Annotated in this window: 20 protein-coding genes; 6 read left to right on the forward strand and 14 right to left on the reverse strand. The window is 64.3% G+C overall.

Annotated elements, in window-relative coordinates; translation table 11 throughout:
- Window position 1: 1 nt before the first annotated feature.
- The 8 genes from NDN01_RS09870 to NDN01_RS09905 all read right to left on the reverse strand — a co-directional run bounded on the left by NDN01_RS09870 (window position 2) and on the right by NDN01_RS09905 (window position 9,638).
- Complete coding sequence (locus tag NDN01_RS09870; RefSeq protein ID WP_272627210.1) at window positions 2–841, reverse strand: XrtA system polysaccharide deacetylase; 840 nt, start codon at window positions 839–841, stop codon at window positions 2–4.
- A 6-nt stretch (window positions 842–847) separates the two neighbouring features.
- Entirely contained in the window at window positions 848–1,936 is a 1,089-nt protein-coding gene (locus NDN01_RS09875) for an XrtA/PEP-CTERM system-associated ATPase (RefSeq protein ID WP_272627211.1), read from the reverse strand.
- Window positions 1,937–1,976: 40 nt separating this feature from the next.
- Entirely contained in the window at window positions 1,977–3,587 is a 1,611-nt protein-coding gene (locus NDN01_RS09880; RefSeq protein WP_272627212.1) for a hypothetical protein, read from the reverse strand.
- Window positions 3,584–4,645 carry an AAA family ATPase gene (locus NDN01_RS09885; RefSeq protein ID WP_272627213.1) on the reverse strand — a complete coding sequence of 354 codons (1,062 nt, stop codon included), beginning with the start codon at window positions 4,643–4,645 and terminating at the stop codon, window positions 3,584–3,586. Before NDN01_RS09885 ends, NDN01_RS09880 begins: the two co-directional genes overlap by 4 nt.
- Window positions 4,642–6,147, reverse strand: coding sequence for an XrtA system polysaccharide chain length determinant (locus NDN01_RS09890; RefSeq protein ID WP_272627214.1), 1,506 nt, complete (start codon window positions 6,145–6,147; stop codon window positions 4,642–4,644). The genes NDN01_RS09885 and NDN01_RS09890 overlap by 4 nt, the downstream gene beginning before the upstream one ends.
- 13 nt (window positions 6,148–6,160) lie before the next feature.
- A complete protein-coding gene (locus tag NDN01_RS09895) occupies window positions 6,161–6,805 on the reverse strand; it encodes an XrtA/PEP-CTERM system exopolysaccharide export protein (protein WP_443025222.1) in 645 nt (214 codons plus the stop codon).
- Between the two features lie 68 nt (window positions 6,806–6,873).
- Window positions 6,874–8,139: a pyridoxal-dependent decarboxylase, exosortase A system-associated gene (locus NDN01_RS09900; protein ID WP_272627215.1), complete on the reverse strand. Its 1,266-nt coding sequence runs from the start codon at window positions 8,137–8,139 to the stop codon at window positions 6,874–6,876.
- Window positions 8,136–9,638 carry an acyl-CoA ligase (AMP-forming), exosortase A system-associated gene (locus NDN01_RS09905; protein ID WP_272628153.1) on the reverse strand — a complete coding sequence of 501 codons (1,503 nt, stop codon included), beginning with the start codon at window positions 9,636–9,638 and terminating at the stop codon, window positions 8,136–8,138. The genes NDN01_RS09900 and NDN01_RS09905 overlap by 4 nt, the downstream gene beginning before the upstream one ends.
- Window positions 9,639–9,727: 89 nt before the next feature.
- On the opposite strand from NDN01_RS09905, the gene NDN01_RS09910 reads away from it, so the two are divergent.
- The 4 genes from NDN01_RS09910 (at window position 9,728) to NDN01_RS09925 (ending at window position 12,256) form a co-directional block, all read left to right on the forward strand.
- Window positions 9,728–10,018 carry an acyl carrier protein gene (locus NDN01_RS09910; protein ID WP_272627216.1) on the forward strand — a complete coding sequence of 97 codons (291 nt, stop codon included), beginning with the start codon at window positions 9,728–9,730 and terminating at the stop codon, window positions 10,016–10,018.
- Window positions 10,019–10,028: 10 nt separating this feature from the next.
- Window positions 10,029–10,718 carry a hypothetical protein gene (locus NDN01_RS09915; protein WP_272627217.1) on the forward strand — a complete coding sequence of 230 codons (690 nt, stop codon included), beginning with the start codon at window positions 10,029–10,031 and terminating at the stop codon, window positions 10,716–10,718.
- Window positions 10,706–11,488, forward strand: a complete 783-nt coding sequence (locus NDN01_RS09920; protein WP_272627218.1) for a hydrolase 1, exosortase A system-associated — start codon at window positions 10,706–10,708, stop codon at window positions 11,486–11,488. Before NDN01_RS09915 ends, NDN01_RS09920 begins: the two co-directional genes overlap by 13 nt.
- A gap of 210 nt (window positions 11,489–11,698) precedes the next feature.
- Window positions 11,699–12,256, forward strand: a complete 558-nt coding sequence (locus NDN01_RS09925) for a dihydrofolate reductase family protein (protein WP_272627219.1) — start codon at window positions 11,699–11,701, stop codon at window positions 12,254–12,256.
- 374 nt (window positions 12,257–12,630) lie between these two features.
- Here NDN01_RS09925 and trxB read toward each other — a convergent pair whose 3' ends face one another.
- From trxB to NDN01_RS09940, 3 genes are all read right to left on the reverse strand, one after another.
- Window positions 12,631–13,596: a thioredoxin-disulfide reductase gene (gene trxB / locus NDN01_RS09930; RefSeq protein ID WP_272627220.1), complete on the reverse strand. Its 966-nt coding sequence runs from the start codon at window positions 13,594–13,596 to the stop codon at window positions 12,631–12,633.
- A 106-nt stretch (window positions 13,597–13,702) separates the two neighbouring features.
- Window positions 13,703–14,539 (reverse strand): S-formylglutathione hydrolase, encoded by an 837-nt coding sequence (fghA, locus tag NDN01_RS09935; RefSeq protein WP_272627221.1) that lies wholly within the window; start codon window positions 14,537–14,539, stop codon window positions 13,703–13,705.
- Between the two features lie 65 nt (window positions 14,540–14,604).
- The gene (locus tag NDN01_RS09940; protein ID WP_272627222.1) at window positions 14,605–15,711 is read right to left on the reverse strand and encodes an S-(hydroxymethyl)glutathione dehydrogenase/class III alcohol dehydrogenase; all 1,107 of its coding nucleotides are present in this window, start codon (window positions 15,709–15,711) and stop codon (window positions 14,605–14,607) included.
- A 165-nt stretch (window positions 15,712–15,876) separates the two neighbouring features.
- Here NDN01_RS09940 and NDN01_RS09945 point away from each other — a divergent pair, with 165 nt between their 5' ends.
- Window positions 15,877–16,341 carry an NUDIX domain-containing protein gene (locus tag NDN01_RS09945; protein ID WP_272627223.1) on the forward strand — a complete coding sequence of 155 codons (465 nt, stop codon included), beginning with the start codon at window positions 15,877–15,879 and terminating at the stop codon, window positions 16,339–16,341.
- 801 nt (window positions 16,342–17,142) lie between these two features.
- Window positions 17,143–18,336 (forward strand): ribonuclease E inhibitor RraB, encoded by a 1,194-nt coding sequence (locus NDN01_RS09950; RefSeq protein ID WP_272627224.1) that lies wholly within the window; start codon window positions 17,143–17,145, stop codon window positions 18,334–18,336.
- Between the two features lie 302 nt (window positions 18,337–18,638).
- Here NDN01_RS09950 and NDN01_RS09955 read toward each other — a convergent pair whose 3' ends face one another.
- The 3 genes from NDN01_RS09955 to NDN01_RS09965 form a co-directional block, all read right to left on the reverse strand.
- Window positions 18,639–19,742, reverse strand: a complete 1,104-nt coding sequence (locus tag NDN01_RS09955; protein WP_272627225.1) for an HNH endonuclease — start codon at window positions 19,740–19,742, stop codon at window positions 18,639–18,641.
- A gap of 608 nt (window positions 19,743–20,350) precedes the next feature.
- Window positions 20,351–20,539, reverse strand: coding sequence for a hypothetical protein (locus NDN01_RS09960; protein WP_272627226.1), 189 nt, complete (start codon window positions 20,537–20,539; stop codon window positions 20,351–20,353).
- Entirely contained in the window at window positions 20,539–20,775 is a 237-nt protein-coding gene (locus NDN01_RS09965; protein ID WP_272627227.1) for a hypothetical protein, read from the reverse strand. Before NDN01_RS09965 ends, NDN01_RS09960 begins: the two co-directional genes overlap by 1 nt.
- Between the last annotated feature and the right edge of the window lie 6 nt (window positions 20,776–20,781).

The following is a 20,781-nucleotide window of genomic DNA, read 5'->3' on the forward strand; positions in this document are numbered from 1 at the left end:
TTCACGCCATCCCGAGACGGGCTTCGGCGACCACCGCATCCATCCGGCCCCAGTCGTGCCGCCTGATCAGCGTCCGGAGCTTGCCCGACATCGCGCCGAGCCGGCTGTAGTGGCGGAGCTTCGACCTGACCGGCGCATTGGCCACGCGCGGCTGGCCGGGATCGATCTCCCAGGGATGGAAATAGAACACCGCCGGATGTCCCTCGCCCGCCACCTGCCTGATCGCATAGTTGGTCAGCGCCGCCGGAAACAACCGGAAGAACCCGCCGCCGGTCGCGAGCCTGCGCCCCCCGACATCGGCGATCGTCACCGGCACCTCGATCAGTGCCGCATCCGCCACCGGCCGGAACGCGAAGCGTGGCGCCTCGGGCCAGCCATAATGGTCGTGCCGCACCGGCGCGACGCTGGACGAATAGGCATAGCCCTCCTCAGCCAGCACCGGGTGAGCCCAGGGTGTGCGCTTGTCGATCGAGAAGCTCGGCGCGCGATAGCCCGTCACCGCCACGCCGCCGGCATCCTCGAGCACCTTGCGCGACCGGGCGAGATCGGCGCGGAACTGCGCCGCATCCATGGTGAAGACTCGCTGATGGTCCCAGCCATGGCTGGCCAGCTCATGCCCCTGCTCGACGATCCGCCGGATCAGCGCCGGATAGCGCTCAGCCACCCAGCCGAGCGTGAAGAAGGTTCCCTTCACCCCGCTCTCGCCGAACAGCGCAAGCACCGCGTCGGTATTCCGCTCGACGCGCGGCGCAAGCGAATCCCAGTCGGCCTTGTCGATCACCTTCTCGAAGGCACCGACCTGGAACCAGTCCTCGACATCGACTGAAAGGGCGTTGCGCATGATCCGCTACCGGCTGACCGCGCGTACCGACTCAAGGTCGGGCTGCTGCTCGCCCTCGACCCAGTCGACCAGCAGGGTCAGCACCCGGCGCATCACCGCGTCCTGATCCTGGACCCGCGCCTCGAGCGCCGCCAGGCGCGCGGCAAGTGCCCCGTCACCCGGCGTCGCGGGAACATCCTCCTGGCGCGTCGGCTCGACGGGCGGCAGCGCGGCGCTATCGGGGGCCGTGTCGACAACCCGCATCGGCGCACGGTCCGTGGCGACAACAGGCTTCGCCACCGGCGCATCGCCCGCCATGTCGGCGATCACCGACGCCACCGCGCGCCCGTCGATCGTGTCAAGCTGCTCGATCGCCCCGAACAGCAGGACCCGCCCGGCAAGCTGGTTCAGCCGCCGCGGCACGCCGTCCGACCCTTTGTAGATCGCCTCGAAAGCATCGGGGGTGAAGCGCGGCCGTCCCTGCCAGCCGACCACTGAAAGCCGGTGCACCATATAGGGCTCGACCTCTTCCGGGCCCATCGGGTCGAGATGGTGCATCGCGATCACGCGCTGGCGCAGCTGCTCGAGCCGGTCGGAGCCATGCAGCCGTTCGCGGAACTCGGGCTGGCCAAGCAGGAAGATCTGGAGCAGCGCGTGACCGCCGGCCTGGAAGTTGGAGAGCATGCGAAGCTCCTCCAGCGCCGAGACGGGCAGCGCCTGCGCCTCGTCGACGATCAGCAGCGTGCGCCGCCCCGACCGCGCCATCGCATGCAGCCCGCGCTCGATCGCGGTCAGCAGCTGCGCCTTGGTCATGCCGGCGCTGTCGACGTCGAGCCCGTCCGCCACCAGGCGCAGCAGGTCGTCCGCCTCGATCTGGGTGGAGACGATCTTGACGATGTGCAGCCGCTCCCGGTCCACCGTCGCCATCAGATGGCCGACCAGGGTCGTCTTGCCCGCGCCGACATCCCCGGTGATGACGATGAACCCCTCGCCCTGGGCAAGCCCATAGCCGAGATAGGCCATCGCCTTGCGGTGCGTGGCGGTATCGAACCAGAAACGCGGATCGGGCGTAAGCTGGAACGGCCGGCCGCTCAATCCATAATGGTCGTCGTACATTGTCACCGTCCTAACGCGCGACCATAGGCCGCCACGTATTTCAGAATTGATAGCGCATCCCGAGCTGGGCCGTGCCGGAAACCTGGTCGTCCATTCCCTCCTGGCTGAACTGATAGATCCCGACCGACGCCGTCGTCCCGATCCGGCCGAAATTATGGTAATATTGTCCGGTCGCCCCGGTCCCCAGCACGCCCGGCGCGTTGTTGATCCCGCTCTGGTAGTAGTTGGCGAACAGCGTGCCGGTCACCCCGGAATTCCGGTCGATCGCGGCTGAGACGAAGGCCTGGCCGTAATAGCTTTCGTCAGTCACCCCGTTGATGGTGAAGCCGGTTCCGCCCGGCGCATAGAAGCGACGGTTGGCGTAGCCGGCACCGATCCCGAACTGGAGCGGCCCGCGATTGGCGGTCAGCACCGCGTCGACGCCCCTGGCACGATAGCTTGAGCTGGTGATCGACTGGAAGATGCCATTCAGGCATCCGCCCGGCGCGCCGCTCGACGCCCCATAGGTGCAGCCGGAGAATTGCTGGCCGAACGCGTCGCGCTGCTCGAGGAAGCTGGTCGGCAGTCCGGCAATGCCGTCGCGCAGCTGGCGCCCGAAGGTGTCGACGCTGTCGTACACCCCGATCTGCAGCCCGACCGACCGGCTCGCCGCATAGCTGAACGATCCCGTATAGGTCATGCCGCCGTAGCGCCGGCCGACCCGCGCCTGGAGCATGGTGCGCGGCGACGGCCGCCAGATCACGCCCGCATCGTAGATCAGGCCGTCCGTCTCATAAGCGATGCGTCGCGGTGATGCGGGATCGGTCTGGAAGCGCCCCGCTCCGTCGACGACCGGCTGCCCACCGGCATCGAGCAGGGGATCCTTCTGGCTGACGACGATCTTCTCATATCCGGCACCCGCGGTCAGCGCGAGCGTGGGCGCCACCGGCAGGACGACGTCGCCCCGCACGAATTTGCCCTCGTATCGCTGGTCGAGCTGCCTCGCATCGTCGCGTTCATAGGCACCGCTCACCGTGACGCCGACCGGCAGCACGGTTCCCGCTCTCACCCCGACGCTCGCCTGGGCGACGTGGCTCGTCGCGCTGTCGAACACGTCCAGCCTCGGGCTGCCGGGCGCGACGCCGGTCGCCCCGGGCGATTCCACCTTGGTATAGCCGAAGCGATAGCTGGCATTGACGTTGAGCGGGCCGACATTGGTCGCGAGCGTCGGCCCGGCATAGGCGGAATAGATCTGCGAGATATTGTCGACATTGCCGGCGAGCACGCCCGGCGCCGCGCCCCGGATGTCGGAGCGGGCCCGGGTGGCGAGCGCGCCGCCTTCAAGGCTGAAGCCGGGCGCGATCTTCACCGCCGCCCGCGCGAGCCCGCTATGGATATCGTCGTCGCCGACCCTCTTGCTCCAGGATATCCGCCGCTCGTAGCGATAGCTGATCTTCATCTGGGTGCGCTGAGTCTGGATCGACGCATCGACCCCGGCCGCGACGGTGGAATAGGTCAGCACGTCGCCCGATTGCAGGTCGGCGGTCAGCACCTGGCCGAGCTCGATATAGGGCGCGATCGTCTTGTTGCGCTGGCCGTCCTGCGCGGCGGCCGGCGCGGCGGCGAGGATGGCCGCCATCGTTGTGCCGATGATGATGGTCGGGCGCATCATTTTGCGTCCTCCTGGTCGTAATAGCTGCCGAAGCGGCGGCCGCCGGGCACGAATGACACCGCATTCAGCACCAGCTGGATATGCTCGCAGCCGTCGAGCTGCGCGACCGCGTCGCGCAAATCGCCCTCGCTGGTGCAATCGGCGCGGACGATCAGCAGTACCTGCCCCGCATGGTTGGCGAGCACCGATGCGGGCGACGCGGCCAGCACTGGCGGCGAATCGAAGATCAGCAGCCGCTTCGGATCGGCGGCAAGCAGGTCGGCGATGATCTCGCTGGTCCGCCGGCTGGCGAGCAATTCGGTATCGGTGTTCGATTTCTTGCCCGCGGGCAACAGGCTGAGCTGCGGGATATCGGTCCTGACCACGCATGCCTCGATGTCGATTCGCGGGTCGGCAAGGGCATCGAGCAGGCCCGGGCCGTCCTTCAGGCCAAGCCGGTTCATCACGTCGGGCTTGGCGAAATCGGCATCGACCAGCAGAACCTCGACCTCACGCTCTGCCGCCATCGAGATGGCGAGGTTCACCGCGCAATAAGTCTTGCCGTCATTCGGCTTGGCCGAGCAGACCAGGATGGTCCGCGAACGATCCCCGTCCGATTTGCGCACGACGCGCGCGGTCTGGAGCAGCTGGCGCTTCACCTGGCGGAACTCCTCGACCAGCGCCCCGATCGGCGCGCCGGGCACGAGCAATCCCTTCGCGGCAAGCATGGCACGGTCGATCGTGGCACCGGCACCGCGCATGGTCCGGGTGGGGGGCTCAAGCGGCGGCGGCGCTTCTTCCAGCGGAAATTCCTGCGCGGGAGGTTGCGGCGCTTCCTCATAGGGCGCCTCTTCATAGGGTGCCGAAAACGCCTCTTCCTCAAGGAACGGCGCACGGATCGGCCGCGGCTCCTGCACGTCCTCCAGAGGTTCCTGCGGAACCTCCCGGATTTCCTGCACGATGTCGCGGTCGCGTACGTCGTCCTGACGCGCGGGCCGCAGATTCATGCCGAAATCATAGACCTCGGCCGCGCGTTCGAGCAGCGATCCGCTTGGCTTGCGGGGTGTAGTGTCGCTCATGCCGCCAGCCCCCGTTGCAGCATCTCGACCCCGAGCAGCCCGACATAGGCAACCACCAGCGCTCCGGCGCCGCCGCCGAAATAGATCAGCTTGCGCCGGCGTGCCGTGATCTGCGCCCTCGTAACCATCTCCCCGATCGATCCGATCACCGGCATGCCGGTGGCGCGCTCCAGCCTCCCCGCCGTCGCGAAGGTCGTCTGCAACTGCCCCATGGCGAAGGCGGCGCCGATCCCCCCGACGATGCCGGCGAGTAGCGCGCCCGTCAGCAGCAGCGGCCGGTTCGGCGCGGTCGGCACGCGGGGCGCGGTCGGCGGATCGATCACGCTGAACTTGATCGCATCGGTCTGAGTCTGGGCCTGGCCGCGCAGCTTGATCGCCTCGCGGTCGGCAAGCAGCTTTGAATACTGGTCCTTGAGCACCTGGTAGTTGTTCTCGATCTGCGACTGCTCGGCGGCGACCGCCGGGTCGCCCGCCAGCTTCGTATTGATCTGCTCGAGATCGGACTGGAGCTGAGTCTTGCGCATGGTCAGCGCGGCGACGGTCGCCTGTTTGTCCGCCTGCATCGATTTCAGCGAGAGATAGAGCGGGTTGTTCGCCCCGCCGCCCGCGCCGACCGGCTCGTTGCGCGCGGCCGCCTGCGCCGCGGCAAGCTGGCTGCGCAGCGCGACCACGTCCGGATGATTCTCGGTATAGCCCTTGGCCCGCGCATCGGCGAGCTGGCCCTGGATCGCGGCGAGCCGTGCCCGCGCCGGGCCGCCGGTCGGTCCGGCGCCCGCGACGGTCTGCGGCGTTCCCGCCATCTGCCCGATCAGCGCGGCAAGGCTCGACTGGGCAGCGGCGAGATCGCTGTCGACCTGCGCCATCTGGGTGCGCGCAGCGCCCATCCGGTCGGTCAGCGATCCGGTGCCGGGCAGCGATCCGAGATAGCGGTTCTGGAAATCGGCCCGCTTGGCCTCGGCTTCCTGAAGCTGCTTCTGGCGCTGTTCCAGCTGGGCGTCGAGGAAACCGAGCGACTGGGTCGTCTCGTCCCGGTCACCCGCCAGATTCTGCTCGACGAACAGGTCGATCAGCTTCTGCACGACCTGACGCGCTACCTTGGGGCTCGATCCGGTCACGACGATCTCGAACAGATTGTCCTGCTGCGCGGTGATCTTGATCGCCTTTTGCAGGCCCGCCACCCGGTCGGCCACGTCGCGGTCGCTCGAAACGCTGTTGGCCAGGTCGGTGCCGCGCACGACCTTCTCCATATTCGTGGCGGATGTCAGCGTCTGGCGGATCGTGTCGACGTCCTTCTGCTGGTCGGCGGCGGTGATGCCGACCGCGCTCGGCAGGATCGTCTGCATCTGCACGAAGACGCGCGCCCGTGATTCATAGCTGTTCGGAATCTGCGAAACCATCAGCCAGCCAACCACCGCGATCACCCAGGCGACCGCCAGCGCCAGCCAGCGTCGCGTCCAGATCGCGTGGATCGCTATCCTGATCTCGTCGTAAAGGCCGTTCATCCCCCGGCGTCTCCTAGAACATGCTCTCGGGGATGATGATCACGTCGCCCGGCTCGAGCCGCACGTTCGCGCTCGAATCGCCGTTCTTCAGGAGACTGGAAAGCTTGATGTTATATTCGACCTGCTTGCCTGTGTTGCGGTCGTAGCGGACCAGCTTGGCGCGATTGCCCGCCGCATATTGGCTGAGCCCGCCGACGGAGATCATCGCGTCGAGCAGGGTCATGTTGGCGCGGTAGGGGATCGACGCGGGTTTCTCGGTCGCGCCGACGATGCGCACCTGCTGGCTGAACGTACCCGAGAAATTCTCGACGATGACGGAGACGATCGGGTCCTTGATATATTCGCCAAGCGCGATCTTCATGTCGTCGGCGAGCATGGCGGGCGTCTTGCCGACCGCGGGCATGTCGCTGATCAGCGGCGTGGTGATCCGGCCGTCCGGGCGCACCTGAACCTTCGCCGACAGTTCGGGGTTGCGCCACACGAAGATATTGAGCTGGTCGAGCGGGCCGATGATATATTCTTCGCCCGGTTGCTCCTGCGACGCCACGAAGCTCGCTGGCGGCAACTCCGGTCGCCCGCCGCCACCCATGCAGCCGTTAAGCATCAGGGCGCCGCCGGACAATAGAGCCAGGCCACTGAAACCACGCGAAAAACCCATCACAAGACCTCCCGCCGCCATTCTCCGCCGGTGACGTCACTCCGGCAGGGTTCGCGGCTATGGTCCCGCTATGGCGCTGAAGAGGTGAAGATTGCGTTAGGAGTATCCCGGCCGCCTGCAAGCATCTGGCCTGGAAGCTCGTGCCCGAGGAAGGCGGTGGGGCTCGCCGACAGCCCATAGGCGCCCGCCATGAACACGGCGATGACGTCTCCGGGCCCCGCCACCGGTAGCGACACGCGATCGGCGAGCCGGTCGAGCGGCGTGCACAGACACCCGACCACGCTGACCGTCTCCACGGCCCCGCCCGGCGTCACCGTCGCGACCGACACCGGATAGTTCCGCTTCACCACCGTGCCGAAATTGCCTGAGGCCGCCAGCTGGTGATGCAACCCGCCATCCACCACGAGAAAAGTCTCGCCCCGGCTCTCCTTCCGGTCGATCACCCGGGTCAGATAGACCCCAGCCTCGCCGACTAGCCATCGTCCCAGCTCTATGGCGAAGCGAGCACCCTTCAGCGATGGCGGCAGCGATGCCATGCGCTCGCCCAGCGCCAGACCGATCGCCTCGATATCGAGCGGCTCCTCGCCCGGAAAATAGGGAATGCCGAACCCGCCACCGAGATTGACCAGCGGCGGCGTGACGCCGACCTCATCGGCCAGCCGCCCGGCCAGCGCCAGCGTCTCGGCCTGGGTCTCGATGATCGCCTGGGCATCGAGCGCCTGGGATCCGGCGAAGATATGAAAGCCGCGCCAGTCGACTCCCGCCGCGACCAGCCGCTTCGCGATCGCCGCCGCGCGATCGGCATCGATCCCGAAAGGTGATGCCCTGCCCCCCATGCGCATGCCGGATCCGCGCAGCTCCATCTCGGGATTGACGCGCACCGCGAGGCGGGGCGTTACCCCAAGCCGCTCCGCCGCCATCAGCGCGCGGATCGCTTCACCCTCCGATTCCAGATTGAGCGTCACGCCGGCCTTGATCGCCGCTACGATCTCCGCGTCGCGCTTGCCGGGCCCGGCAAAGCTGATCGCACTGCCCGGCTTCGCCGCCAGTGCCAGCGCCATCTCTCCTTTCGACGCGATATCAAGTCCATCGACCAGCGGCGCCATGACGGCGATCAACGGCGCGAACGGATTGGCCTTGATCGCGTAATGAATGTCGAGCCCCGCCGGCATCGCCGCGCGCAGCCGTGCGATCCGGGCGGTCACCATGTCGGCATCATAGACGAACAACGGCGTATCGCCCGCCGCCTCGATCCACGCCTCAGCCATCTCGCCGGCTATTTGCAGCGGTCCGTCCCCACGAAATTCCGCCGGAATCGCGCCCATCGGCTTCATGACGTCATCTCCGCCTTCAGGGCTGCGCGATCGAGCTTGCCATTGGCGTTCCTGGGCAACGCGTCCCGCCATTCGTAGCGCACGGGCTGCATGAAACTCGGCAATTCGCGCCGCAGGCGCTCCCTCAATCCCGCTTCAGCAGCGACCGTATCGCCGCTTGCCCGCGCCACCACCACGATCGCCTGCCCCAGCCGGGCATCGGGCACGCCGATCGCGACCGCCTCGATCGCCTCTCCCCCCGACAGCACGGCTTCCTCCACCTCGGTTGGGCTGATCCGGTTGCCCGCGCTTTTGATCATCTCGTCGTCACGCCCGACGAAACGGAACAGGCCGTCCCCGCCCTCGATCACCGTATCGCCCGACCATACGGCCGTGCCGCGATGTTCGGCCCAGCGCGGCGCCGGCCGGAAGCGAAGCGCGGTCCGCTCGGGATCCTGCCAATAGCCCTGCGCGACCAGCGGCCCGGCATGGACCAGTTCACCCGGCTCCCCCGGCGCGGCGCGCGATCCGTCAGCCCTGACCGCCATCACCTCGGCAAAGGGGATTGCCCGACCGATCGCCTCCGGAAACGCATCGACCAGATCGGGCGCCAGATAGGTGGAGCGGAACGCTTCAGTCAGCCCGTACATCGGATAGAGGTCGGCTTCCGGAAAACGCTGCCGCAATGCCCGGATCATTGTCGGCGTCAGCGCGCCGCCTGAATTGGTCAACCGCTTCAACCGGGCCGCGGTCTCGGCCGGCCATTCCGCCTCGAGCAGTTGTATCCAGAGCGGCGGCACCCCGGCGAGTGTCGTCGCGCCGAACCGGTCGACTGCCTTGATGACGTCACGCGCGGTCAGATAGTCGAGCGGCGCGACGGATGCCCCCGCTGCCCAGGTGGAGAAAAGCTGGTTCTGACCATAGTCGAAGCTCAGCGGCAGCACGCCGAGCACCCGATCGGCCGGCGACAGCTTGAGATAGTGCGCGACCGAGATCGCGCCGAGCCATAGGTTGGCGTGGCTGAGCATCACGCCCTTGGGCCGGCCCGTCGAACCCGAGGTGTAGAGGATCGCCGCTAGCGTATCGGTATCGGTTGACGATGGCGGCATGACGTCATCACTGACTGCCTCGTCCTCCAGCGCCAGCCTGCACCCGGCGGGAATGTCACCCGCTTCGAGCGAGGAGGCGCGCGCCGACTGAGTCACCAACAGGTCCGCCCCGCTATCGGCCAGGATATGCGCCACCTGCGCCCGCTTCAGCACTGGATTGATCGGCACATGGATCAGGCCGGCGCGGGGCGCTGCCATCGGCAAGACACAGGCGAGGCGTGTCTTGGGCAGCCAGGAAGCAACGCGAGCGCCGGGCGACAATCCCAGTCCGGCCAGCCACGCTGCCACGGATCCCGTCAGCACCTCCAGTGCGGCGAAATCCAGGCTTCCCGCCCGGTCGACCAGCGCGACGTCGCCCGGGCGCCCGCGCAACGGCAGGGTATCGATGGGCTGCGGCATGGGATTGATCATGCCCTCCTGATACGCATCGCGCACCTGCGCTGCCAAGGCCTGCACTTGGCATCCCTCCCCCCATTCTCTAACGGCAGGGCCAACAGGGGATGAAACCGGGGTCCGCAGTGCTTCCTGACGACAATGCCGCAATCGATACCACAGTCCGCGCAGTGCTTCGCGATGTCCTTGGCCTGAGCGAGGAGCGCGTCGGCGCCTTCCGCAGCGAAACGCCGCTGTTCGGCGCCTTGCCCGAACTGGATTCGATGGCGGTGGCCGGCATGCTCACTGAACTGGAGGAACGCCTCGGCATCCTGATCGAGGACGACGAGGTCGATGGCGAGATGCTGGAGAGTTTCGGCTCCCTCGTCCGCTTTGCCGCCGCCAAGGCAAACCAGTGAAGGTCACGCCTTGATCGACCAGTACGACTGGCCCGGCGGGCGCGAGGCGATGCTACGCTTCGGCCCCGCCACCGGCCCGGTCGTCATCGCGTCGATGCCGCTTTTCGAGGAAGCCAACCGGACCCGCGCGTTCGTCGTCACTATATTGCGGGCGCTGGCCGAACGCGGAATCGCCAGCGTGCTGCCCGATCTGCCGGGCACGAACGAAAGTCTCATCAAGACTGAGAATATCACCTTAAATGATTGGACAAGCGCCCTTTCAGCGTTGACTGCCACCCTCACCGAAGAGCGGGGCGCGGTCCATGGCATCGCCATTCGCGGCGGCGCACTCATCGATGCCCCTTTCTCCACTCGCTGGCACTTCTCACCGGCCCCCGGCGAAAGCCTTGTCCGGGATCTGCTGCGGTCCCGCGCCGTCGCCGGAAAGGACACTGCCGACGACGCGATCGAACTGTCCGGCCCGCCCGTCGAGCTGGCCGGCAACAGGCTTTCCCGCACGCTCCTCGCTCAACTCAAGGCAACCGTCCCTGACGGTAGCGCGCCTCTGCGCACCGTCCGTCTCGATACGGACGCCGTGCCCGCCGACCGCCATATATCCGGGTCGCCGCTCTGGCGGCGCAGCGAGCCGGACAACGACCCGGACCTTGCCCGGCTCCTCGCCGACGATATCGCCGCCTGGATCGCCATATGCGGCGCCTGATCACCTTTCCCTGCGCCGGCGACAGGCTGGCCGCCACGCTGGATGAAGGCAAAGCGGCCACTGGCCTGCTGATCGTCTCCGGCGGCAACGAGATCCGGATCGGTGCGCATCGCGGCATGGCAATGCTTGCGGCGCGGCTGGCGGCGGCGGGCACCCCGGTCCTGCGCTACGACCGGCGCGGCATCGGCGATTCCACCGGCAACAATCACGGCTTTCTCGAATCCGCCCCCGACATCGCCGCCGCGGCCGCGACCTTCGTCGCCGAAACCAGGATCCGGCACCTCGTCGCCTTCGGCAATTGCGACGCGGCCACCGCGCTCGCCCTGTTCCACGGCGTCGCCGGGATCGACGCGCTGATCCTCGCCAACCCCTGGGTGATCGAGGATAGCGACGACCTCCCCCCCACCGCCGCAATCCGCGCGCGCTATGCCCAGAAGCTGCGCGATCCGCGGGAAGTGCTGCGCCTGCTACGTGGTGGCGTGAATATAACCAAGATATTCGGTGGTTTACGAAAGATATCTTCCGCAAAATCTCCGGCAGCGGACAGCCTGGCCAGTCGCCTGATCGCCGCACTGGCAGCGAGCACGATCCCCATCACCATCCTGCTGGCAAGGCGCGACAACACCGCCATTGCCTTCCGCAAACAATGGGACGCCAGCCCGACAGCCAATATCACGCTGCGCGAATACGACACCGACAGCCACAGCTTCGCCACCAAGGCCGACAAGCAATGGCTGTTCGACGAGATCGAGACTGCGCTCGGACGATAGACCCGCGCTGCCCCCTCCGTCACGCCGGACTTGTTCGCTAACTATACCCTTCGAACATGTAGGCTTCCGCCAAGCTCAATGATGTCAATCCTCAGGCTTGGCTCGCTGACGTCGTCGCCCGCATCGCTGAGCCCCCGCATTGCGGAAGTCCAACATCAACCGCGAGCAAGCGGCCTTCATGTTCTCCCTTGTATGACTTAGGCTCGCCGCATGGGACTATTGACCTTCAGCATCAACGTAACTTTGGACGGCTGCGTCGACCATCGGGAAGGAATCGCCGACGACGAGACTCACGCCTTCTTCACCCGCCTCATGGAGGAGGGTGGAGCGATGCTGTGGGGTCGCGTCACCTACGAGATGATGGAGAGCTACTGGCCGGCAGTCGCCCGCGGCGACGAGGAGGCGCCGCCGGCGATACGCGACTGGGCGGTCAAGCTGGAGGCCAAGCCGAAGTACGTGGTGTCGTCGACGCGAAGGGCCTTCCCATGGACCAACAGCCACCACATCGACGGCGATCTGCGCACGGGTGTACAAAGGCTCAAGGACGCGACCCCCGCCGGTGTGCTCCTCGGTAGCGGCAAGCTCGCGACCGAGCTGGACCGGCTGGATCTGATCGACGAGTACAAGCTCCTCGTACATCCTAGGATCGCTGGCCACGGCCCGACCCTCTACCAGAGCGGGCTGCTCAGCACGCGACGGCTCGAGCTGATCTCGGCCAGGCCGCTCCGCAACGGCGCGGTCGCCATGCACTACCGGCGTGCACGCTGATCCGGAGCAGCCTCTTCACGTCCAACGCGCGGACCTGTGGGTCCTCCGCCATGACGTCTCGGCTCGGTCATCGATTCAACTGTCCGAAACCCGTGCTAGCGTCCCCTGCAGCCGGGCAGCCAACCGCACTCTGCGACGCTCTTTCTCATGACCGGAAAAACAGACGAATAACGTCGTCCCTCAACGGCAAAAAGAAGCGATTTTCATGTCGCGATCACCACTGTTTTCCGCTGTTATGCATTAACAGGGAAAACTGGAGGCAAGCTGTTGAAATACAACGGATATTTCTACTTCGAAATCCAACATAACAGCGGAAGAAAAAAGCGGGCGGGCGAAATAGCGGACGCTGCCGGACATTCGCACCCCCTCGGGTGTCACTCGGCCGCTTCGGCAACCTCGAAATCGGCCTCGGCGAGGAATCGCTCGACGTCCAGCGCCGCCATGCAGCCAGTCCCCGCTGCGGTCACCGCCTGGCGATAGATCTTGTCCATCACGTCGCCGCAGGCGAACACGCCGGGCACGCTCGTACGGGTCGAGCCGGTCTCCACCTTGATATAATGGTCCGAATCGAGCTCGATATGCCCGCGGAACAATTCGGTCGCCGGGTGATGCCCGATCGCGACGAAGCCGCCCTCGACATCCAGCCGCGACTTCTCGCCGGTAACGGTATCTACCAGCTCGAGCGCGACCAGCCCGGCGGTGCCGCCGCCGTCGACAAAAGTCTCGACCTCCTTGTTCCACAGCACCTTGACGTTCTTGTGCGCGAACAGACGGTCCTGAAGGATCTTCTCCGCGCGGAACGAGTCCCGGCGATGGATCAGCGTCACGTCGTCGCTGTGGTTGGTCAGGTAGAGCGCTTCCTCGACCGCGGTGTTGCCGCCGCCGATCACCGCGATCTTCTTGCCGCGGAAGAAGAAGCCGTCGCAGGTCGCGCAGGCGCTGACGCCCTTGCCCTTCAGTGCTTCCTCGCTGTCGAGCCCGAGCCACTTGGCCTGCGCGCCCGTCGCGATGACCAGTGCGTCGCCCTCATAGACATCGCCGCTGTCGCCGATCAGCCGGAAGGGTCGCCGCGACAGGTCGATCTCGACGATCGTGTCCCACATCATGCGTGTGCCGACGTGCTCTGCCTGGGCCTGCATCTGCTCCATCAGCCACGGGCCCTGGATCACGTCCTTGAAGCCGGGGTAATTCTCCACATCGGTCGTGGTCATCAACTGCCCGCCCGGCTGGATGCCCTGCACCACGATCGGCGCGAGGCCAGCGCGCGCGCCATAGATCGCGGCGGAGAGGCCGGCTGGGCCTGAGCCGAGGATGAGCATGCGGGTCGTGTGGGTGGTCATTGAGTCGTCCGTGATGATGTTGGCGCATCTAGGGGCGATGCGGGCTGGCTGGCAACATGGCGTCGGCAGGGGGCCGACGGAATGGCGCGGCGGCGCAGTTTTGCTTTCAGGCCTTCAACCGCGCCGCATGCCAGGCGACGTGACCAGCCAGGAAGGTCGAGATGAAATAATAGCTGTGGTCGTACCCGGGCTGCATCCGCAGCGTCAGGTCGATCCCGGCCTTGTCGCACGCCTCGCGCAGCAACTCGGGCTTGAGTTGCTCGGTGAGGAAATTGTCCTTGTCTCCCTGATCGACAAGGATTTCCGGAACCCGAAAGCCGTCAGCGATCAGCGCGCAGGCATCATAGGTCCGCCAACCCTCTCGGTCAGCGCCGAGATAGCCGGTCAGCGCCTTCTCGCCCCAGGGGCAGTGCAGCGGCGACACGATCGGCGCGAACGCGGAGACGCTCCGGAATCGTCCCTGGTTGCGCAGGGCGATGGTCAGCGCGCCGTGGCCGCCCATCGAATGGCCGGTGATCCCCTGCCGGGTCAGGTCAGCCATCGGGAACTGCGCGGCGATCAGCGCGGGCAGCTCGTCCTCGATATAGCTGCGCATCCGGAAATTGGCCGACCAGGGCTGCTCGGTCGCATCGACATAGAAACCGGCACCCTTGCCGAAATCATAGGCGTCGTCATCCGGCACATCGTCACCGCGCGGCGACGTGTCGGGCGCGATGAAGATCACGCCCTGCTCGGCACACGCAGCGCGATACTCGCCCTTCTCGGTGACGTTGGCGTGCGTGCAGGTGAGCCCCGACAGATACCAGAGCACCGGCAGCGTCGCGCCTTCATCATGCTCCGGCACGAACACGGAGAAGGTCATCGGCGTGCCCGTCACGGTCGACTCGTGCCGATAGACGCCCTGCACGCCCCCATGGGCCTTGTTAGTCGAGAGGGTTTCCATCGTTTCTCGCACTCCCTCCCGTTCGCTTCGAGCGAAGTCGAGAAGCCTTTCCTGAGATAATAAGGTCAGTAGACGACGACGCTGCGGATGCTCTCGCCGGCATGCATCAGGTCGAAGCCCTTGTTGATCTCCTCCAGGCCGAGGACATGAGTGATCATCGGGTCGATCTCGATCTTGCCGTTCATATACCAGTCGACGATCTTCGGCACGTCGGTGCGGCCCTTGGCGCCGCCGAACGCCGTCCCGCGCCAGTTGCGGCCGGTCACGAGCTGGAACGGCCGCGTGCTGATTTCCTTCCCCGCTTCCGCCACGCCGATGATGATGCTGGTGCCCCAGCCGCGATGGCACGCTTCGAGCGCCTGGCGCATCACGGTCGTGTTGCCGGTGCAGTCGAACGTATAGTCAGCCCCGCCATCGGTCAGCGCGACGAGGTGCGCGACGATATCGGCGACATCCTTCGGGTTGACGAAGTGGGTCATGCCGAACTTCCGGCCCCATTCCTCCCGATCCGGGTTGATGTCCACTCCGACGATCATGTTCGCGCCCGCCATCTTCGCGCCCTGCAGCACGTTGAGGCCGATGCCGCCCAGGCCGAACACGATGACATTGTCGCCGACCTGCACCTTGGCGGTGTTGACCACCGCGCCGACGCCGGTGGTGACGCCGCAGCCGATATAGCAGCTCGTCTTGAACGGCGCGTCCTCGCGGATCTTCGCCACCGCGATCTCCGGCAACACGGTGAAGTTGGAGAAGGTCGAGCAGCCCATATAGTGGAAGATGGTCTGGCCCTTGTAGCTGAAGCGGCTGGTGCCGTCCGGCATCAGCCCCTTGCCCTGGGTCGTGCGGATCGCGGTGCAGAGGTTGGTCTTCCCGCTGAGGCACGACTTACACTGCCGGCATTCGGGGGTGTAGAGCGGGATGACATGGTCGCCTGGCTTCACGCTGGTCACGCCCGGGCCAACCTCGCGCACGATGCCCGCGCCCTCATGGCCGAGCACGCTGGGGAACAGCCCTTCCGAATCGAGGCCGTCAAGCGTGTAGGCGTCGGTGTGGCAGATGCCGGTCGCCATGATCTCGACCAGCACCTCGCCAGCCTTGGGGCCCTCCAGATCCAGCTCGACGATCTCAAGCGGCTTCTTGGCTTCGAAGGCAACGGCGGCGCGGGTCTTCATGGGCATCTCCTTGGACGAGGTTCCGCTAGCTGAATTGCGGAGGACAGAAAAGGCGGCGGGCGATATGAATTCGGCAAGCGCATTGCTTCCGTGATGCCAAAACAGCATGCCGAACCCGTCGCGGCGATTCCCGCCAGGAGCGGTGGCCTAAGCGGGGGAGCACCCTTGATCCACATCCTTTACCGCAAGGCGCTGCGAATCCTGGTCGGCGGGCTCCAATACGGTCGCGGCCGGCTCTGGGCTTTCACGAGGCCCGACGTCGAGGGCGCGCATGCCATCGCCCTCACCCCCGAGGGAAGGATCATTCTGGTGAAACTGAGCTATGCGCGCGGCTGGCACCTGCCGGGAGGCGGTCGCAAGGCCGGTGAGAGTGCCGAACAGAATGTCGTCCGCGAGCTCCGCGAAGAGATCGGGGCGACCTCGCACGATGCACCGGCCCTCGCTTTCGAGGTCGAGGAACAGGTTCACCACCGCCGGGACCACGCCTCGGTCTTCCTCGTCCGCAACGTTCTGTACCGCCCAAACCGCTGGTCGATCGAGATAGAGCGCGTGATCGAGGCGGACCCGGCCGAACTGCCAGCCGACATCTCCCGGCGCGCGCGGCGCTGGATCGATTCGGCCAATCTGTAGGGCCCATCTATATGAATGTCGCGAATGGCAGGTGGGCCCACTACGAAATGGTAGCGGAGGACAGCTACAGCCTTCGCAGTCCACTCCGCTACTTTAAGTCATAGCTGCTGTGCTCACGTCCAAGGCGAGTTCTACGCCTTCTAGCGCCTTTCCCGTCAGGTAGTGCCCCTCTCTCCTAGTGGTCGAAATCTGACACGTGGTACCCGGAGATAGAGCGTCTGCTCGCGACCAACCTATGCTGTTCATCGGCGGTTCTATGAACGGCGGCCTCTCGAAACTTGCCACTCGACCAACATGAACCCGACGGGCGGCTTCGAGCCCTATCCCACCCATACGTCTGCCGAAGGAGAGAGCCAATAGCCAGCCATGGCGGTTTCGTACGTTGCGGCAATGGTCAACTCTGACCAGAAGCGTGAGCGATTTATACGGCAACGCCTTGCCCGAAACGCTCACCGGCTTCAGCAAGGCCGAGGCTATGTCGCACCAGCGCCTCGCTAGCGTTCCGGCTGTAAAATGGAAACGTTGCACGGAGTGAATTGATTCTGCGATCGCCAACTCTTCAGCGTCATCGGTTACACCCCGCCTGTCGACGCCGGAGCAAACTACTATGCTACTCTCAAGACCCTCGATAGGTAGGTTAAGTCAAACTGAACGCCTTCCGGAGAACCTTGGACGCTTTAGTATCGAGATGTATAACGATGTCGCCCCGCTGGCAAATTAGCTTAAAAGGTGCCGATCGCGGATTCTCGTGCAGAGGAAGAGCAGTACAGCGCATTGATCAGGTAGGACGCATAAAAGTTCATGAAAGACTGGCAGGAGGGTTTGAATACAGAAAACCCGCTCACGGCTGAGTTAAAAATGAAGCCTTTGATCGAAAAAAACACCATACTGCTGGCGGATTTGGAACGTGAATGGTCTGCGCTTGGTCCGCTACGCTCGATCACCTATACGATTCACTTCGACGACGAAGACGAAGCTCGCGTTTTCGCACGGGAGACAGAAACTCTCGGCTTCGATACCGACCTTTCCAGCGTACACCAAAGCAGAGATTGGATTGTCTATGCAACCAGATCCATGGAACCGACGGTAGCGAATGTTACCTACTGGGAGGAATGGTTCAGCGCGCGGGTTGAAAATTGGGACCGCCAAAGCCATGAATGCTGCAGGCCCCGTTTCGAGGGCTGGAGCTATCCACGCAGGGAAGCGCCCGCGTTTTCGCTGGAAGGACGACCTTGGAGTAACACCAGCGCGCGTGAGCGTGGACAAATATTATTCGGGCAGACCCTCGCCAATGATCAAGTCACTCCCAAGGGCAGGTTTCAATATCTCGGATCGACAACGAAGGCACCGCCTTTTCGGATCATTCCTTCACAGTTCCTGACTAAGGCCCGTGCGCGAAGGCCGCGCCATGCAGAGCCCACAGCCTCTAAATTTGCTCAGTGGCTCTATTCACTTTATGCTGACGCCTACGGCAACGCGCAGGACCGGGAAGAAGGCAAGGTAGCTGAAGAAGCGATTCTTGCCGCACGCCGCAGTGCCTATACCTGTATAGATGCAAACATCCTGTCAGCCTCCTTTCCGGACTGGCAGCTGATACACAATGGCATGAACACGGGACAGCTCGCGATATCGGATTATTTCAAGATTGCAGATCTCAATGTTGCAGGTGAAGCATTGCGTGTCCTACCGGACCTTATCTATCGAAGCCGGCGGACTGGCGAAATCATAATCGTCGAAATCAAGCATTCTCGCATGGCGATTCCGTCGAATCTCTGGCCCAATATCTGGGGCCAGCTTTGGTGTTATGCTCAGCTTGAACAAATCCGCGAGGCCCCTCGTGTGACCGTAGTTGGCGAGGTATGGGGCGATGCTTGGACCCGCCGCACCAGCATACGCCTTGTTTGCCTTCGCGCCAGTGTGCGGCGAAATCCGCGCGCGCCTGCGTATGACCGCTTCTTCCGGGCACTCTTTGACATCTATCGGGGCATTGATTGAGGTAAATGCATGAAGGCTCGATGCTGACCTGGGGGTGTCTGGAATCATGTCCTTTCCGACACCATCAGCGATGACCGATCGTCGCGTAGGGCTAAAAGTAAACCGTCGGATTGAGAAAATATGCGGCAATCTCGAGTGTAGGTTTCTTCGCCATGGGACTATCGAACGCTATACCGGCACTACCTTATCCAACTCCCGCCGTCATAGTACAGTCCAGTGAACGTCGGTTCGCGTCGAATCCAGTCACTAGCTGGCTTAACCATTGCCCCACAGCAAGCTGGACATTCTACAGCCGACCAGTGTCATCCTTCGAATGATCCGCTCGTCTTAGCGAACGCGATCTTCCGGTGTTCGATGCGGTGGCAAGTGGCGCACAGCACGACGAGGTCCGCGAGCGCCGTCTCGGTGCCGGAGGGAAGGTCAGCGAGCGGAACCTTGTGGTGTACTTCGATCCCAGCATCCAAGAACTCCGCGCCGTGCTTCGCGGCAGGCTCGAACCCACATTCCTCGCAGACGAGCTTACCCGTGGCAATGAGTACCGCCGACTTCTTGTCGCGCGCTAGGCCGGGCGCGCGCTCGCGCCGGAGGTGGGTAACCCGCTTGGGATGGCCTTCGACCCAGCGGCGATCGTCATCCTCACTGGGCAGAGGTGGGCTGCCGGGCACGACGACCTTTTCGCCAGCGCCGGGCTCGCCCTTAGGCAGGATGACGTAACCGGCCGCCTGCAGCAGTTCGAACGAGGGCTGCGACCACCCAGCGCTGAAATGGGCCGGGAATGCCTTGATGCCTAGCGCTCGTTCTAGCGCCAAGCCGAACACCTTCTTGGGTGGGAACCGCAAGCCGCCGGGCGTGACCAGGTCATAATCGCGCGAGTTCGCGAAGTTGGGCGCGTCGCCTCCTTGAGCGAGGGTGAACACGGCCGCGTGAATATCGGCCGGGGTAACCTTTCGCTGATCGCCGTAGCTAAGCCGCTCCGGAGCTTCGACAACCCGATGAAGCTTCAGTTGCTGGACGAGATTGCTTGAACCAAATTCAAACCTCAGCCGCTTAGTCGAGTTTCCGACGTGATTGCCGGGCGGCTTGCCGAAATCTCGCATCCGGGTGCGAATGGCAGAAGCTGCTGCCGCCGGACCGAGCGCAACAAGCTCTGGTCCCTCTGCGATCACGCGGCTCGCGGCGTCAGGAAAGGACCGTACAGCGTCGCGGCTCGCCAGAAGGACACGTTCAAGATTCGAGAATGTACCAAGCGATCGGGCGAGGATAGTCTCGAGCGCCCTGCTGTATTGAGAGTTACGGGCATACGCGCCGGTTCCCCCCCGGCTCTCGAGAATGATCGCGTGGGATTCCACGCTGATCGCTGCATCGAGCTGCTGACCATCTAACTCGATGCGGAAATCTTTTGACATTCTATATCTCTCGGCGTCGTTAGGTAGGTAATAAAAAATCTCTCTCTAGCGGAAATGCCGTATGTGCGGGACTCCTCCATAAAGTAGCGCGCGGGAAAACCCCAACATCCCCAACATGCCAGCTTTTCTGCGGGTTTGGGCGCCAACCTTTACCCCAATAATTGTATAACCCGATTATAGGTTCTAGGGACAACCCATCTGCAAAGAATTTCTCTTTGTTTTCAAAGGCATTGGGGTATTCATCAAAAACGGTTGGTGTGAGGTTGGGTCAGGACGACAATAAAGATTTTGCTTTCTATCAATATCTTATGACGATTTTATCGATGAGATTATAGATGTTGGCGTTCTCCTGCCCCCTCCCACAGCCATGCCATCGATAGGACTTCGCTTTCGGCACGGCTGGCGACTTTCCCGGCATCTCAGGAAATAGCGCGTCAGGTGCGTCAATCTGCGTCACCACATTGGGCGAGTATGGCAGCAATCGGCCGCAGATTTCCTAGTGGGCACCCATCCGCGATTACATGCGTCAAAAGCGACACGAAAAGCGCGCGGGCGAGGCGGGGGGAAAAGCGCCCGGTTTGGGGTCGCAGCGGCGCCGGGGCGGTCGATCACCCTCGGAGGGATCGGGCTGCGGTCTCGGCCAGCTCGCGGAAGATGCGTTGCCAGTATTCCCCGGCCTGCGCCCAGGGCACGTCATCAAGAGTACCGTGCCGCCTGCTCTCCCACAGATCCGCAGCCGTTTGCTCAATGACCGCGTCGATATCATTGGCGGAACAAAGGCGGCAACGGTCGGCCATCAGCAGTCGAGCCAGTCCGACTCCGCATCATCGACGGCCGCGAAGGTATCGCCATCCGCCTGTTGCCCGCGCAGGTGGGCGCGGACGGCCTCCGGATCTCCATCCTTCGGGAAATTACGATCGGCGCGAGCCGCGTCGGCAAGAGCATCAACCCAATCGCCTCGATCGCGCTGGGCCAGAAGCCAGCGGCCGAACGCCTCCTTCCTCCCCCCATACCGGTCAGCCTGTATTGTCATGTCACG

This window comes from Sphingomonas sp. QA11 (assembly GCF_028473665.1).
Taxonomy (GTDB): Bacteria; Pseudomonadota; Alphaproteobacteria; order Sphingomonadales; family Sphingomonadaceae; genus Sphingomonas; species Sphingomonas phytovorans.

Excerpts from the sequence above, each read along its gene's own strand:
- NDN01_RS09870 (WP_272627210.1), bottom strand. The coding sequence starts at position 841 with ATGCGCAACGCCCTTTCAGTCGATGTCGAGGACTGGTTCCAGGTCGGT.
- NDN01_RS09875 (WP_272627211.1), bottom strand. The coding sequence starts at position 1,936 with ATGTACGACGACCATTATGGATTGAGCGGCCGGCCGTTCCAGCTTACG.
- NDN01_RS09880 (WP_272627212.1), bottom strand. The coding sequence starts at position 3,587 with ATGATGCGCCCGACCATCATCATCGGCACAACGATGGCGGCCATCCTC.
- NDN01_RS09885 (WP_272627213.1), bottom strand. The coding sequence starts at position 4,645 with ATGAGCGACACTACACCCCGCAAGCCAAGCGGATCGCTGCTCGAACGC.
- NDN01_RS09890 (WP_272627214.1), bottom strand. The coding sequence starts at position 6,147 with ATGAACGGCCTTTACGACGAGATCAGGATAGCGATCCACGCGATCTGG.
- NDN01_RS09895 (WP_443025222.1), bottom strand. The coding sequence starts at position 6,805 with ATGGGTTTTTCGCGTGGTTTCAGTGGCCTGGCTCTATTGTCCGGCGGC.
- NDN01_RS09900 (WP_272627215.1), bottom strand. The coding sequence starts at position 8,139 with ATGAAGCCGATGGGCGCGATTCCGGCGGAATTTCGTGGGGACGGACCG.
- NDN01_RS09905 (WP_272628153.1), bottom strand. The coding sequence starts at position 9,638 with ATGATCAATCCCATGCCGCAGCCCATCGATACCCTGCCGTTGCGCGGG.
- NDN01_RS09910 (WP_272627216.1), top strand. The coding sequence starts at position 9,728 with ATGAAACCGGGGTCCGCAGTGCTTCCTGACGACAATGCCGCAATCGAT.
- NDN01_RS09920 (WP_272627218.1), top strand. The coding sequence starts at position 10,706 with ATGCGGCGCCTGATCACCTTTCCCTGCGCCGGCGACAGGCTGGCCGCC.
- NDN01_RS09925 (WP_272627219.1), top strand. The coding sequence starts at position 11,699 with ATGGGACTATTGACCTTCAGCATCAACGTAACTTTGGACGGCTGCGTC.
- trxB (WP_272627220.1), bottom strand. The coding sequence starts at position 13,596 with ATGACCACCCACACGACCCGCATGCTCATCCTCGGCTCAGGCCCAGCC.
- fghA (WP_272627221.1), bottom strand. The coding sequence starts at position 14,539 with ATGGAAACCCTCTCGACTAACAAGGCCCATGGGGGCGTGCAGGGCGTC.
- NDN01_RS09940 (WP_272627222.1), bottom strand. The coding sequence starts at position 15,711 with ATGAAGACCCGCGCCGCCGTTGCCTTCGAAGCCAAGAAGCCGCTTGAG.
- NDN01_RS09950 (WP_272627224.1), top strand. The coding sequence starts at position 17,143 with ATGAAAGACTGGCAGGAGGGTTTGAATACAGAAAACCCGCTCACGGCT.
- NDN01_RS09955 (WP_272627225.1), bottom strand. The coding sequence starts at position 19,742 with ATGTCAAAAGATTTCCGCATCGAGTTAGATGGTCAGCAGCTCGATGCA.
- NDN01_RS09960 (WP_272627226.1), bottom strand. The coding sequence starts at position 20,539 with ATGGCCGACCGTTGCCGCCTTTGTTCCGCCAATGATATCGACGCGGTC.
- NDN01_RS09965 (WP_272627227.1), bottom strand. The coding sequence starts at position 20,775 with ATGACAATACAGGCTGACCGGTATGGGGGGAGGAAGGAGGCGTTCGGC.